Here is a 13,930-nt window from a genome sequence, read left to right on the forward strand (position 1 = left end):
CAGTGCGAATGCGGTCGGCGTTACGGCATCGTCGCCGGGTCACGCCTTGAAGAATGGCGGTCCGGTAATGGCTTGATCACGGCCCGCTCTTTCACCGTATGGATGGCCCGATCGCTCGTCAAACGCCTTCGTATGAAACATTTGCGGCTGGCGTGGAGGGCTTCGGGTGGAGGTCTTTTCGGCGAATCTTCAGGCCAGCCTCGATAGTTATCGAGGTAATTCGATGGTGTCACTCGTTTTCGGTTTCTGCGGTGTGACAAGGAGAAAGCGTTACATGGATTTGTGATATCGGTGGCGCGCTCGCGATGTCTTGGTAGGAGAGGCGCTCGTGTGCCAGGTGAAGCTATGCGGCTCATGTCACCTTTCGCCTGAGTACCTGGATGAGGAAGACCGCGCGAATCAGGCGGCGTCTGAGCGGCTGTTTCCGTCGGTTTCCGTGTTGCGGGACGACACCGCGCATCGTGGGCAACCGCGGACATGGCGTCCGATCCGTTTCCGCCAGACGCCGTCGGGCCGGCCGTTCCAGGTCCGGACCATGTCGGCCAGACCCGGACACCGCGGGCGGGCCTCCAGGGCTATCAGGCACTCCCGCGCGGCGCCGAACCGGGAGCGCGCCCGCTGGACGCGCACCGCGGCGCCGCCGGTGGTGATGGCGAGCGTCTCGGCGAGAACGCCACGCGAGATCACACCTTCCGTCTCCAGCCACCACAGCGCCAGCACGCGCCGATCACGCGGATCGAGCCAGCGGGCGGCAGCCGTGTCCCGGCGGTGCCGCGCTGCGTGGTGCAGTCGGGAGATGGCGAGATCGGCGACATCGGCATCCGGGTCGGCGATGTCCAGGGCTGCCGACAACGGATGTGATCGGCGGCGGGCAACGGCCTGGTCCTTGAGAAACCCGGCGGCCTGGCGACCGGCGATGGCGAGGAGCCACCCGGAGAACCGGGCGGGCTCGCGCAGGCCGGGCAGATATCGCAGAACGCGCGTGAGGGTCTCCTGCACCACGTCGTCGATGTCGGCCGGTGTGCCGACCGACCGCCCCACCACGGTGTACAGCATCGGAAGATGCGCCGACACGATGTCACCCAGCGCCTGACGGTCACCGGTCCGGGCGGCGAGCACCTTCGCCTCGAGCTGCTCTCGGTCGAGTCCGACCATGACCATCTCGCTTCGTTCCGGGGCCCGATCCGTGTGGGAGACCCGAACGGGCGGCGCGAGATAACAAGACCGCCCAGCTGTATCTGCTCGGTACGGCCCCATCCCGGCGGTGCCTCGCTGGTCTGGTCGCATGTCCCGACCCATGTGTGGTCCGCACACGATGGTCGGCCCGTCTCTGTCCGGTTCGTGGAGGATCGGGTTCATCGCTGGTCGTCGTAGCGGCGGCTTCCCGGCGCGTGGCGCGACGGTCGTTGCCGTCGGCGCAGCAGCGCCATCCCGCTTGCAAGGGCGGCGGTCACGGCAGCGGTTGCGGCCCAGGCGGTTCCGGCCGGGTGAACGGATCCGGCGCTGCTGTCTCCAGTGGTTTGCGCGGTCAGATCCAGGGCGTTGGCCGTCGCTGTGGGCGCCGGCGCGGCAGCCGTCTCCGTGGGTCCTTGGGAGGGTGTGCTTGAGGACGAGACGGGAGCCGGGGCGGCTGGTGCCGGCGCCGGGGGTTGCGGCGACTGGCCCGACGATGCCGCCTCGGTGCGTGTGACCGCGCGTTGCCGGGTGTAGAGCAGGGTGCCGAAACCGAGCGCGTCATACCCGCCGCTGTTAGGCCCGTAATCGCCGCCGCCACCTTCGACCCGGCCCCGCGCGGCGATCGCGGCGACGTTCGGCGCCGCCAGCCCTTGCCGGGACACGTAGTGGTGCAGCACCATCTCCCACACCGGCCGCATCTGGCCGCGTCCGGCATCGGAGATGACCGTCTGCTCCCGGGGCGCGCAGGTGGTGTGGTGGCCCCACCGGTAGGTCGTGTACGGCACCTGGTGGCCCAGGTTGTAGCGGGCGACGTATTCGGCGCCTTTGAGGAACCGGTTGTCGTCGTAGCCGTACAGGTCGATGCCCTGGTTCCAGGCCATTTCGCAGATGGTCGCCATCAGGCCGACGCCCATCAGCGAGTGCGCCTGGTCGCGGCCGCTCTCCTGCCACTGCCCGAGGTCGCCGTGCAGGAAGGGGACGGCGTTGCGGATCGCACCGTTGCCGGCGCCGTTCTTGGCGTAGGTGACGGCCCGGTTCACGATCGTCCGGTCGTCGCAGAGGATGCCGATGGCGAGGACCGATGCGAGCGTGCACAGGTCCCAGTTGGCCCAGTAATTGGTGATGCAGGCCCCGTTGTGGCCGTTCAGGAACTGTTCGTTGCTGGGCAGGAACGCGCGGCGCAGCATGGTCCGTGCCGCGGCGAGGTCGAATCCGTCGTAGCCGCGCATCAGCTCGGCGGCGTTGGCGAACTGGTGGCCGTAGATGCCCGCGGCCAGGAACCGGTCGGCGTTGCCGGTGACCTCGGTCAGTGTTCGTGACCAGGTGTTGAGGATGTCCCGGGCGGTGTCGCCGTGCGTGGTGGCGCCGCTGATCCGCCAGCGCAGCGCGTTCTGGTAGGCGGCGTGGACGTCGCGGTAGAACGACACGTAGTTCTGCCCGGTGCCGCCGCGCACCACGGTCGCGGTCGGCGCCGGCTTCCAGGTGCTGTTCGACCGTGGGTTGTCGGTCAGCCGTTTCCAGCCGGCGGTCACCACTGGATCGTCGGCCGCGAGCCGGGTGCGGATGCGGGTGAAGTCGGCCTCGGTGTGCAGCATTCCCGGATGCGTCAGCGGGGCTGCCGCGTGTGCTGCCCCGGCGGGGCTGGCGGTGGCGGCCACCGCCAGCCCTGTCATACCGAGAAGGGTGCGTCGGCTGACCATCATGCTCTTCTCACTTTCGCCCGGATCTTGCTTACAGCTCGGAGACCCGGGCGACCGTGACGGGATTACAGAACCATTCCCGCTGATTTCTCGGGCGCGACCAACGCAGTGATCGCCGTGGCGAGGGCGCCGGCCGCCGCGTCCACCTGGTCCTGGGTAGCGGCTTTGTCGTCGGCGACCGTCCGGGCGGCGGTGCGAGCCGTCACGAGGGCCGACCAGGATGCCGGCGTCCAGGCGGCTTCGGTCAGGGCGCCGGATTCGGTCAGCTGGAGGTGGAGTGCGCTCGTGTCGAGGGTGTCGACGATGAACTGCAGTTCGGCGACGTTGCAGTAGCCGTTACCGCCGGTGATCCGCAGTTGCCGGTAGTGGACCGGGGTGGTCAGGGCGACCGTGTTCCAGCCCGCCACCGGGGCGCCGGTGGTGGCGAACGTGGTCCAGGTCGTGCCGCCGTCGTTCGACCCTTGCAGGTTCATGCCGGTGGCGCGGGAGACGGCGTTCGGCCGGGGATGGTATCGGACAGATCGTACGGTGAAGGCGGAGCCGTTGGCCGGGGCGATGGTGGTGGTGCACGCCTTCGTGGTGGTGTTGGGGTAGGTGGCGGTGTCGCCGTCGAACATCAGCCATCCGTCGGCGCCGTCCGGGGCGATCGTGACCCAGGACTTGTCGAGGGCGGCGGGTGCGGCGGCGGCCGCCGGCACGAGCAGGTCCCAGGCTTTGAGCAGCCGCCGGGCCAGCGTGGTCTCGTCGGCGCCCGGCTGGGTGGCCGCGTTCCGGACGGCCTGGACCTCGCGGGGGAACAGGATCCGCGAGGCGCGGGTGTAGCCGCCGAGGTCGACGGCGTCGGCGCGGGCCAGGACCGGGTCGAGGTCCAGGCGCAGGTCGCCGTGGATCCGTAGTTCGGCGATGTTGATGTAGGTGCTGTTGGCGGCGCGCAGGTACCGGAACTCGGTACGGGTGCGCGATGGCAGGGTCTGCCAGGAGAGCGTCTTGGACGCAGGCCCGGTGAGCGTGGTCCAAGTGGTGGCGTCGGTGGAGCCTTGGAAGACCAGGTCGGGTATGCGGACCATGCCGGTGTTGTCGCGTCGGGCGAGCAGCTCGATACGGTCGAGCCGGAATGCGGATCCTTCGCCGATGTCGAAGGTGACGGTCTTCTCGGCGTCGCTGAAGGTGGCGGGGTTCGCGTCGAGCATCAGCGCGGCGTGGGCGGCCGGGGCCGCCTGGACGGTACGCAGGTCGATCAGATCGCGTTCGTCGGATCCGTGCAGGGAGGTGGCGTCGTGGACTGTCGCGGCCCGTACGCCGCGGTCGGTGGTGTGGTCGATGGTGACGGCGAGCGGGCCGCTGCCGGTCAGGCCGCCGAGCGTGCCGGTGGCGGTCCAGGTCTTCCCGTCGGGGCTGGATGCGGGAAGCGTGTGCCCGCCGGCCTTGACCTTGACCCGGCTGATCGGGGTGGGGCTGGTGAAGGCGACGTTGACGGTGTCACCGGCGGTGACGCGGCCGGCGAGGGCGGCCGGTGAGGTGACCGTGACGGTGTCGACGGTGCCGGGAACCTCGGTGCGCTGGCCGCTGATGCGGAGTTCGGCGAACGACCAGAGGCCGGGGTAGGCCGGGTCGGTGGCGACCCCGGGGTGGTCCACCTGGAACTTGAGGTAGCGGTACTTTTTCGCGGTGGTGACGGGGAGGTGCTGCCACGCGTTGCTGTTGACGGTCTCGCGTGCGGTCAGCAGTTCCCAGGTGATGCCGTCGGGTGAGCCGTAGACGTTGGTGCCTTGAAGCCGGTTGCCGAAGGTGAAACGGGCTTGCAGGGCGAAGGATCTCGGGGTGATCCGGTAGCGGGGCCCGAAGTCGAAGACGAAGGATGCGACGCGCAGGTCCGCGATGCCGCTGCCGTAGTCGTCGTCGGTGAGGTTGCGCATGCCGGTGGCGTCGAGGACCGTCGCGGTGACCACGCCGTCGAGGTAGTTCAGGGTGCCGTCGGCCAGCGTCGGGTTGAGTAGTCGCAGGGCCCTGATGCTGGTCAGCAGGGTGGTGAACGCGGCGTCGAATTGTTGCGGGGTGGCCTTGCGGGCGGCTTTCAGCGCTGCCTCGTACGGCTCCCGGGTGGCTGTGGTGTAGACCGCCCGGCGATCGGTGCCGTCGGCCACCGCGGCGTCGATGGTCTTGTTCCGGTCCTTGGAGACGACCAGTTCGAAGGTGCGGGTGGCGATGCTCTGCCCGTCGTCGGCGACGATGCTCACGCGGTGACGACCGATGTCATGCCGCCCGGGTTTCCAGGTCAGCACGCCGGTGCCGGCGTCGAAGGTGGCTCCGGCAGGTAGCCCGGCCGCGGTGTAGGTGACCGATCCCCCGCTGTCGGTGGCGGCGAACGAGAGCGCCGACGTCTCGCCGGCGGTCAGATAGACGTTGTCACCGGACTGCGTGAACTGTGGCGGGGTGAGGGTCGTCTGTGCCTGCAGCCGTAGGTGATCGAGGTCGACGGTGGTGCCGGCGGGGCCGGTGAGGCGGTAGTAGTGGGCGTTGCTTCCGGCTTCCGGATAGGTGACGTAACGCCACCGGCCGCCGGTTGCCGGGATGGACACCGTGGCGAGCACCTTGGGTGAGATCTCGTCCGGGTTCAGGAGGGAGGCCGGTTCCTTGTTCAGCACCTCAAGGGTGGCCGGGCCGTCGGCGCGGACCAGCAGGCCGTTGCTGCCGTTGTTGTCGTGCATGACGCGGGTCAGAACACTGGTGGTTCCCTGCGGGGTGACGTGGGCGCGGGCGACACCGTCGACGATCTCGGTGCGGTCGTCGAGGGGCAGGCTCCACGGCGCGAACGCGAGGTCGGAGGTCGCGGGCCGGGCGGGCGGGGTGGTGCCGGCCAGCGCGTTCGGGAACGCCACCCAGTACTCGGGGTTCTTGTCACCGGGCGACCAGAAGTTGGACACCCCGGTGCCGTTGTAGAAGTAGGGGCCGTCGCGGCGTTCGGAGAGTTCCGCGAGCCATGGGGCCTCGGCGGCGACATCGACGCCGCGTTGCGCGTACTCGTAGTAGAGCTCGTTGACCGGGTTGAACAGCCGCCCACGGTAGGCCTGGGAGACGGTGCCGTCCCAGCCTTCACCGCGTTCGTCGGCCCACGGCACCCAGGCGCCGAGCATGAAGCCGTAGAAGGCGTTCGCGCCGGCGAGTAGCCGCCGGCCGAGGAAGTCATAGCTGCTGACCGCGTTCGCGCCGGTCGAGACGGTACCGGCGACCGGGTCGACCTTGGTGCCCTGGACGTCGAGGATCCGGGCGAGTCCGGTGAAGTTGTCGATGTTGCATTCACCGTGGGCCTGGTCACGGCCCATCTCCCGGACCTGGACGAAGTCGTAGCCGTACGGATTGGCGGGGTTGCCGGCTTCGATGAGAGGGATCTGCGGGGCGATGGCGCCGTTGTCGTAGCCGGTGTAGGTCGAGTTGACGGTGAACCACTCGACGCCCTTGGCGTAGCCGGCGGCGTCGTCGGCGTAGATCGCCGTCGAGAGGCGGCCGAAGAGCCCGAAGTTGTGCTGGTTCATCCAGCGGGTGTTGGAGTGCAGGAACGTGGTGACGACCGGGTTGGCGAAGTTGGTCAGCAGCTTCTGGTCGTCGGTGGCGGTCCAGACGACGTTGTAACCGTCGTAGGTTCCGGGGGTGTCGTCGGCCAGCGGCTCGGTGGCGCGGATGATCTCCGCGGCCATCAGGAACTGGTGCAGGGGATGCCCGGTGTGAATGTGCGCGTCCGGGAAGTACGTGTACTTCTGCGGGTTCATGCCGGCCCAGGTCCGCAAGGCCTGGATGGCGTTGCGGCGGTAGACCTCGTTGCCGGTGATAATCCACATCAGGGACTGGGTGAGCGCCCCGAAGGAGTCGTTGGTCTCCCGGTTGCGCATGCCGACCTGGACGAAGGCGGGGTCGAGTGGAACGTCGGGTTCGGCGGCGGACTTGGAGTTGGAGGCCCGGTAGGTGGTGGCGGCGAAGCTGGTGGCGGCCATCGCGTCGAAGTAGGAGGCCCAGGGTTGCCGGCCGGCGCGGACCTGGGCTTGGGCGTTACGCAGGTCGGTGGCGGACAGGCCGATGCCGGGGTGGACGAACCCGGCGTCGCTGACGGTCTCGGTGATGGTGATGACGTTGCCGGTGATCAGGTCGGCGGGGACGGCCGCCGACACGGGCTGCGGCGCGGCGACCACGGCGAGCCCGGTGCAGAGAGCGGTGATCAGGGCGGCGATGCGCCCGGCTTGTCTCATCAGAGTCCTTTCGGGAAGGAGCGGCCGAACCAGGGAGCAGCCGGATCAGAGGGGTGTGACGACCGCCGTGGTCAGCGACCATGGCGGCAGGTGCAGGTCGGTGCCGGTCACCGTGGTACGGACCGGGGTGACCGGGGACGCCTGGTGGAAGGCGCCCTGGTCCGGGCCGGCGCCGGCGAGCACCGTGACATCCGCGGCGAACGGACCGGGGACGCCGGGCAGTATCAGGCGCGCGGTTCGCGCGTCCGGTAGGGCGTTGACCAGCCGGACGATGTACTGCGGCCGGCCGCCGGGACCGGGACGCGACACCGCCCCGGCGACGATCCGCTGTTCGGGCCGCATGTCCTGCAGATGGTCATGGCGTAGCTCGCCGTCGACCCACACCCGCACCCGGGGCCCGTCAAGGCGGACCCGGACGTGGACCCGCTCGCCGATGCGCGGGCCGGCCCACGGCAGAGGGCCCTGGTCGACGTTGTCGATGCCGTCGTCACTGCGGATGATCACCGTGGCGTCGTCGCGGAACACGATTCGCAGGAACCGATGCGGGGCGTCGGGGCCGAGCCGAAGCTCGAAGCCGTCGGTGCCGCGCTGGGCGACGGCGGTGAACTCCAGGTCCGCGTCGACCGTGTCGATCAACGGTGGCAGCCGGCCGGTGAAGGCCACGATGGATTCTCCGCGCACGCTGAGCCGGGCGGTGCCGGTGCGAGGTGACGTGTCCGGCCGGTCCGGGACACCGTCGAGGGTGACCGGGTGGACGTGCCTGCCGCGTTCGGCGGCGAAGGCCTGCTGCACGTAGTAGGAGGCGCTCGGCCGGACCTCGTCGGCGGTGAAGTAGATCAGGTCCGGTGTCCACTGGGTGTGCCCGGCTCGGGCGAGCAGCGGCGCGTAGGAGGCCATCCGCACCACACCGGGACTGCGCTCGAGACCGATCATGTACGCCGCCTCGGCGAGCGCGGACCGGACCCGGCTGGTGCTGCCGGCCCATTCGCCGAGGTAGACCTTGGGCCCGGCCGGGTCGTAGCCGGCGTAACGGTCGACGTTCTGGTGCAGCCAGCGCGGGCTCTGGTAGCCGTGTTCGTCGACCATGGCGATGCCGCGTTTGCGGGCGTACTCCCACCCGGCCTCATAGTCCGGGCCGTGGGTCTGCGGGCCGGAGGTCCCGATCACGGTGATCTCCGGATGATGTTCGCGGACGGCGTCCTCGATGCGCGCGTACCGGTCACGGAAGTCGTCGGTGATCTGGTCCTCGTTGCCGACTCCGAGGTAGCGCAGCCCGAAGGGGGCGGGGTGGCCGAGCTCGGAGCGTCGCGCGCCCCACGGCGTGGTGGCGGCGCCGTTGGCGAACTCGATCAGGTCCAGGACGTCCTGCACATAGTCGTCCATGTCGCCGACCGGGATCGCCTCGGCGCCGCCGGGGGAGTTGGGGCAGCAGACCCCGGCCGCGACCACCGGCACGGCGGTGGCGCCGGTCGCCTCACACAGCTGAAAGAACTCGAGGTAGCCGAGCTGCCGGGACTGGTGGTAGCCCCAGATGTTGGGTGCCTGCGCCCGTCCGTGGCGGGCGCCGATGGTCTGTTTCCAGTGGTAGATGTTGTCCAGCCCGAACCCGTGGGCGAGGCATCCGCCGGGGAAGCGGATGAAGCTCGGTGACAGGTCCTGCAGCGCCTGCAGCAGGTCGGGGCGGAAGGTCAGCGGCTCGCCGCCGGGTCCGGTCGGCCGCACCGACACGCAGTCCAGGTCGACGACACTGCCCGACGGCACCTCGATGCGCAGCGGCCCGCGGGTATCGAGGGACAGGTCGGCGCTGTTCTGCTGCCAGCCGGGCGAGTCGATCGTCACCGGCACACCGGCGACATGGATAAGGGACGGGCCGGTCAGGGTGCGGGCGAAGCAGGTGAACCGCAGTCGTGAGCCGTGCAAGCCGTCCCAGCCTTCGTTGACGAGTACGGCCGGGCCGGTCACCCGTACGAAATGGGGGTTGGCGGCGTGGATCGGCAGGTCGGTGCGGATCGTGGCCGTGCCCGTGAAGCTCCAGCCGGAGAGGTGGGAGGGGGTGAACTCGAAGTCGCCGTTGCGGACCTGCTCGGCGTTCAGGCCACCGTCGAATGCGTCATTGAGGTCTTCGAGGAAGAGCCCCCACAGGTCGGGCGCCGTCTCGGTGACCGCGTCCCCGATGTGCACGGTGATCACAGTGCACCGCTGACGGTGACGAACGAGTGGGCGGGCAGGTGGACCCGCAGCGTGCCGCCGGACAGTGACACACCCTCGTGGGCGCGCGGCACCACCGCTGTCGGCGACTGCGGGGTGTTGTGGTCCTGCAACGCCTGCGAGGTCAGGATCAGCGCTTCGACGGTCCGAACCGCGCCGCCCCGCAAATCGATGGTGATGTCGGCGGCGTCGGTGGCGTCGAGGTTGGACAGGGACACGAGCAGCCGGCCGTCCTTACGGCTCGCCGAGACCGACACCGTCGTCAGCGTCGCGTCACCGACCGGGCGCGACGGTAGCTCACCGCGGAAGTCGACGCGCAGCGACGTCGCGTCCTGATGGCCCTGGTTCATCTGGAAGACGTGATAGGTGGGGGTGAGGACCAGGGCCTTGGAGTCCGGGTCGGTGAGGATCATCGCCTGCAGCACGTTGACGGTCTGGGCGATGTTCGCCATCACGAGGCGATCGGCGTGCCGGTGGAAGACGTCGAAATGCAGGCTCGCGACCAGGGCGTCGCGCAAGGTGTTCTGCTGGTACAGGAAACCGGGGTTGGTGCCGGGCTCCACATCGAACCAGGTGCCCCACTCGTCCAGCACGAGACCGACGCTCTTGGCCGGGTCGTAGCAGTCCATCACCGCGGCGTGCCCGGCGATCAGCTGCTCGATGCGGGCTGCTTCGGCCATCGTCGTGTAGTACTCGCCGGTGTCGAACAGCGTGGCCGAACCCTTGTTGGTCCAGGTGGTGCCGGGAATCGTGTAGTAGTGCAGGGACAGGGCGTGGTAGGCGGTGTTACGGATGTGCTGGCAGCCGAGGTGCCCGAGCTGTTTCATCAGGGTCTCGGTCCAGGCGTAGTCCTCGGCGTTGGCACCGGCGGCGATCTTGTAGAGCTTGTTGTCGCCATAGTCGCGGCAGTAGGTGCCGTAACGACGAGCCTCCTGCGCGTAATGCTGCGCGGTCATGTTGCCGCCGCAGCCCCACGCCTCGTTACCCAGGCCCCAGAACCGGACGTTCCACGGCTGGTCGCGGCCGTTGGCCTTGCGCAGCCGGGCCATCGGGGAGTCGCCGTCGCGGGTCAGGTACTCCACCCAGTCGCTCATCTCCCGGACCGTGCCGGAGCCGACGTTGCCGCTGATGTACGGCTCGGCGCCGAGCAGTTCGCACAGCGCCATGAACTCGTGGGTGCCGAAGTGGTTGTTCTCCTCGACACCACCCCAATGCGTGTTGACCATGACCGGGCGCTGATCCTGGGGGCCGATGCCGTCGCGCCAGTGGTACTCGTCGGCGAAGCAACCACCGGGCCAGCGCAGGTTGGGGATGCCGAGGGCGCGCAAGGCGTCGACGACGTCGAGGCGGATGCCGCCCTCGTTCGGGATATCGGAATCCGCACCGACGTAGAAACCGCCGTAGATGCACCGGCCTAGGTGCTCGGCGAAGTGCCCGTAGACGTGCCGGTTGATCCGCGGCCCGCCGATGTCGAGGTTGAGGATGGCTTCGATGGTCACGATGTGCCTTTCACGTGCAGGAGCAGGGCGCAGTGCGGGGCGAGGCGGATCTGCGGGCCGACACGTGCCGGCGCCCACGGCGGGAAGAGGACCTCGCCCTCGACTCCGAGGTCCAGCACGTCGTCGCCACCGTCGCGCCGCCAGACGGCCAGATAGAGGTCGTCACCGTCACGGGCTCCGGCGACGATCCACGGATCGCGCCAGCCGGGCAGCCCGAGCGGCCACACCGGCGTCGACCGGGCGACCGCGGCCCGGACGCGGCGGTGCACAGCCAGGGCCTCGCGGACGGTTCCGCGTTGCCGGGTGTCCAGGGTGTCGATGCGCCCGGCCAGGTGCACCCGGCCCAGCATTGCGGTGATCAGGGAGAACGCCAGGTCGTCGCGGCTCATCGAACCGTCTGTCGAGGCCCATACCCCGGCCTGTTCCGGCAGGATCGCCAGCGGCGCTGAGGCGGCGATCGGCGGCATCGCCCGGAAGTCCTGCTGGTCGGTCAGTGACTGGATCGGGAACACCGCGCCGCTGGCCGGGTCGGTGCGCGAGCCCCCAGCGGCGCAGCCTTCCACGACCAGGCCGGGATGGCGGTCCATGATCGCGGTGACCCAGTCGAGCAGCGCCTGTCCGTGCCCGGCCAGCCCGGCGCCAGCCGGTTCGCCGGTGCCGCCGTCGGTGCCGGGCCCGGTGTCGACGTTGTAGTCCAGCTTGAGATATCCCAGCCCGAACCGGGTGACCAGCCGGTCGACCACGGTGTCGAGGTGGGCGCGGGCGGCGGGGTGCCGCAGATCGAGCTGATAGCGGCCCCACTCGGCGATCCGCACGCCGTCGCGCTGGAAGAACGCCTCCGGCGGCAGTTGCCCGGCGATCGGGCTGCGCACCCCGACGACCTCGGGTTCCAACCACAGCCCGGGTGTCATCCCAGCGGCCTTGATGCGGTCGATCACCGCGTCGAGGCCGCCGTCGGGGAACCGGGTGATCGACGGCTCCCAGGCGCCGACCGAGTCCCACCAGCCGCCGCCCTCGTCGTCGTACCAGCCGGCGTCGATCACGAACGTCTCCACGCCCAAGTCCGCGGCGGCCTCGATCAGCGGGATCTCCCGCTCGGTCGTCGGGTCCGACATCAGCGCGTTCAGGAAGTCGTTGTAGACGACCGGCAGCGCTCGGTGGTCCGGGTGCGGGCGCCGGATCCGGCGCCGGTGCGCGGCCAGGGCGGCACCAACCGCTTCGAGCGCGCCATGCGCGGGTCCGGGCACCACCGCGAGATCAATCGCTGGGGTACGCAGGGAGTAGTCCTTGCCGAGCCGGCCGGTCCACTGGTGTTCCAGCAGGGTGGGGCCGAACACCGCCAGGTAGACGTCGCCGTACCGGTCGCCGAGCTCGGCGTGCCAGGTGGTGTTGGACGCCACCTGCCAGGCCAGCATCCGGCCGCTGCGACGGTCCTCGACGATGCCCATCGCCAGGTGCTCGGAGGTGGACCAGGCGCCGGTGGAGGTGAGACTGATCCGGTTCTTGGAGCCGACCTGGTGGAAGCGGGTCATACCGACGTCGTAGAGGCCCCGCTCGGCGAGGGCGGCTCGTGACCAGCGGAACTCACCGCTCCACGGGTTCGCCGCCGTCCAGAGCATCAGCTCGTCCTCCCAGCGGCCGCCGTGGCCGAGGCCGGCGACGGCGGCGGTGGTCACGTGCTCGACCTGCAGGTCGTTCTCCGCACTCAGTTCCGCCCACGAGCGCAGCACCGGAATGCCGTCGGCGACCTCGTAGTGCACGGTCGCGCGTAGCCCCGACTGCTCGTCGGCCAGGTGCAGCCGTAGCCGACCGATACCGTCGCGGCGTTGCGCGTCGGTGCCGGTCAGACGCATCCGCTGCGCGGCGGCACCGTCGACGTGCCGTTTACCGGCCGTGCCGGACCGGCCCTCACCGGCCAGCGCGACCTCCAGCACCGGCAGCGCGGAGCAGCGCAGCGCGGCCAGATCAGGGCGGGTTTCGGCGGTGTGCCACAGCGCGACCAGCCGGGGAGTGGTGTCCGGGCCGTGCGCGACGACCAGGCGCAGCACGTCGTTGCCCCAGGCGAGTCGCTGTTCGGCGCCATCGACGAGGCCGGGCAGGGTGACCGTCACGAGATCACCCCGGTGACCGGGTCGATCGTCCACAGGTCGCGCCACCGGACCTGAGCGGTGCCGCCGCCGATCTCGAGGGGCAGCCAGACCGGCGCCGAATGGAACAGGTCGTCCTTGCGCCAGCGATCGCCGACATAGACGTGGCTGGTCCGCTGTGTGCCGTGAACGGTGACAATCACGGAGGTCTGCGAGTCGTGGGTGGCGGTGCCGGGCGGCGCGAAGTCGGCCCAGGCGCTCCACGGCCCGGCGAGGCTGGTGGCGGTGGCGTACTTGTTGTCATTGGTGGACCAGCCGGTGAGGTCCGAGCCGAACAGGTAGAAGAGGCCGTCGGCCTCGACCAGGGCCGGGGACTCGTACCCGTGGGTGCCGGCCGGGGTCAGTGTGGTCGACACCAGGGCCTCGACCGACAGTAGATCGGCGCTGAGGCGGTAGATGTGCAGGCCGTTGCGGCGGTCCTCGGACAGCAGGTAGCCGGCGCCGCTGGTGTCGGTGAACACGCCGATGTCGCGGCTCTCATGACCGAGTGGGCGGGTGCCGTACAGGTAGCGGTAGGGGCCTTCGGGTCGGTCGGCGATCGCCCAGCCGACCCGGGCGTCGCGATAGTCGGGGGAGTCCAGGTGCAGGAACATCACGTAGGCGCCGTCGGGCCGGCGCAGGACCTTGGGGCGTTCGACGATCCGGCCGGGTGCCAGGTCGGGCACGTGTGGGTCGGGGGTGAGGGCGTGGCCGTGGAAGGTCCAGGTGGCCAGGTCGGGTGAGGAGTAGCAGGCCACCCCGCCGAAGGTGGGGCCGGCCGACTTGTCCTCTCCCCAGGCCCAGAAGAGGCCGTCGAGGTGTTGGATGCCGATGCCGTGCAGTTGAGCGATACGGCCGGCCTGGTCGGTGAACAGGGATCCCGGGGCGATCTTTCCCGGTGGCGCGAGCGTGGACACGTGTCCTCCTTGGAACGAACGCGAAGAGAACGTTATCAACGTGTTTCCGTGGTGAAAAGGAGT

7 protein-coding genes are annotated in these 13,930 nt (G+C 69.7%); all 7 read right to left on the minus strand.

The window, feature by feature from the left end; genetic code table 11:
• Positions 1-399: 399 nt before the first annotated feature.
• The 7 genes from QSK32_RS43865 to QSK32_RS43895 all read right to left on the minus strand — a co-directional run bounded on the left by QSK32_RS43865 (position 400) and on the right by QSK32_RS43895 (position 13,867).
• Positions 400-1,155, minus strand: coding sequence for an RNA polymerase sigma factor (locus tag QSK32_RS43865; RefSeq protein WP_285475377.1), 756 nt, complete (start codon positions 1,153-1,155; stop codon positions 400-402).
• 200 nt (positions 1,156-1,355) lie between these two features.
• On the minus strand, positions 1,356-2,849 hold the full coding sequence (locus tag QSK32_RS43870) for an alginate lyase family protein (protein ID WP_285475378.1): 1,494 nt from the start codon (positions 2,847-2,849) through the stop codon (positions 1,356-1,358).
• Positions 2,850-2,941: 92 nt separating this feature from the next.
• Positions 2,942-7,117, minus strand: coding sequence for a discoidin domain-containing protein (locus QSK32_RS43875; protein ID WP_285475379.1), 4,176 nt, complete (start codon positions 7,115-7,117; stop codon positions 2,942-2,944).
• A 45-nt stretch (positions 7,118-7,162) separates the two neighbouring features.
• Entirely contained in the window at positions 7,163-9,298 is a 2,136-nt protein-coding gene (locus tag QSK32_RS43880; RefSeq protein WP_285475380.1) for an alpha-L-arabinofuranosidase family protein, read from the minus strand.
• Positions 9,299-9,303: 5 nt separating this feature from the next.
• Positions 9,304-10,824 carry an alpha-N-arabinofuranosidase gene (locus tag QSK32_RS43885; protein ID WP_285475381.1) on the minus strand — a complete coding sequence of 507 codons (1,521 nt, stop codon included), beginning with the start codon at positions 10,822-10,824 and terminating at the stop codon, positions 9,304-9,306.
• Positions 10,821-12,935, minus strand: coding sequence for an alpha-galactosidase (locus tag QSK32_RS43890; protein ID WP_285475382.1), 2,115 nt, complete (start codon positions 12,933-12,935; stop codon positions 10,821-10,823). The genes QSK32_RS43885 and QSK32_RS43890 overlap by 4 nt, the downstream gene beginning before the upstream one ends.
• Positions 12,932-13,867 (minus strand): family 43 glycosylhydrolase, encoded by a 936-nt coding sequence (locus QSK32_RS43895; protein WP_285475383.1) that lies wholly within the window; start codon positions 13,865-13,867, stop codon positions 12,932-12,934. Before QSK32_RS43895 ends, QSK32_RS43890 begins: the two co-directional genes overlap by 4 nt.
• Between the last annotated feature and the right edge of the window lie 63 nt (positions 13,868-13,930).

Source organism: Actinoplanes sp. NBRC 101535 (assembly GCF_030269225.1).
Lineage (GTDB): Bacteria > Actinomycetota > Actinomycetes > Mycobacteriales > Micromonosporaceae > Actinoplanes > Actinoplanes rectilineatus.

What these genes read in the sequence shown, in the direction of transcription:
- QSK32_RS43865 (WP_285475377.1), bottom strand. Translation starts at nt 1,155, where the DNA reads ATGGTCGGACTCGACCGAGAGCAGCTCGAGGCGAAGGTGCTCGCCGCC.
- QSK32_RS43875 (WP_285475379.1), bottom strand. Translation starts at nt 7,117, where the DNA reads ATGAGACAAGCCGGGCGCATCGCCGCCCTGATCACCGCTCTCTGCACC.
- QSK32_RS43870 (WP_285475378.1), bottom strand. Translation starts at nt 2,849, where the DNA reads ATGACAGGGCTGGCGGTGGCCGCCACCGCCAGCCCCGCCGGGGCAGCA.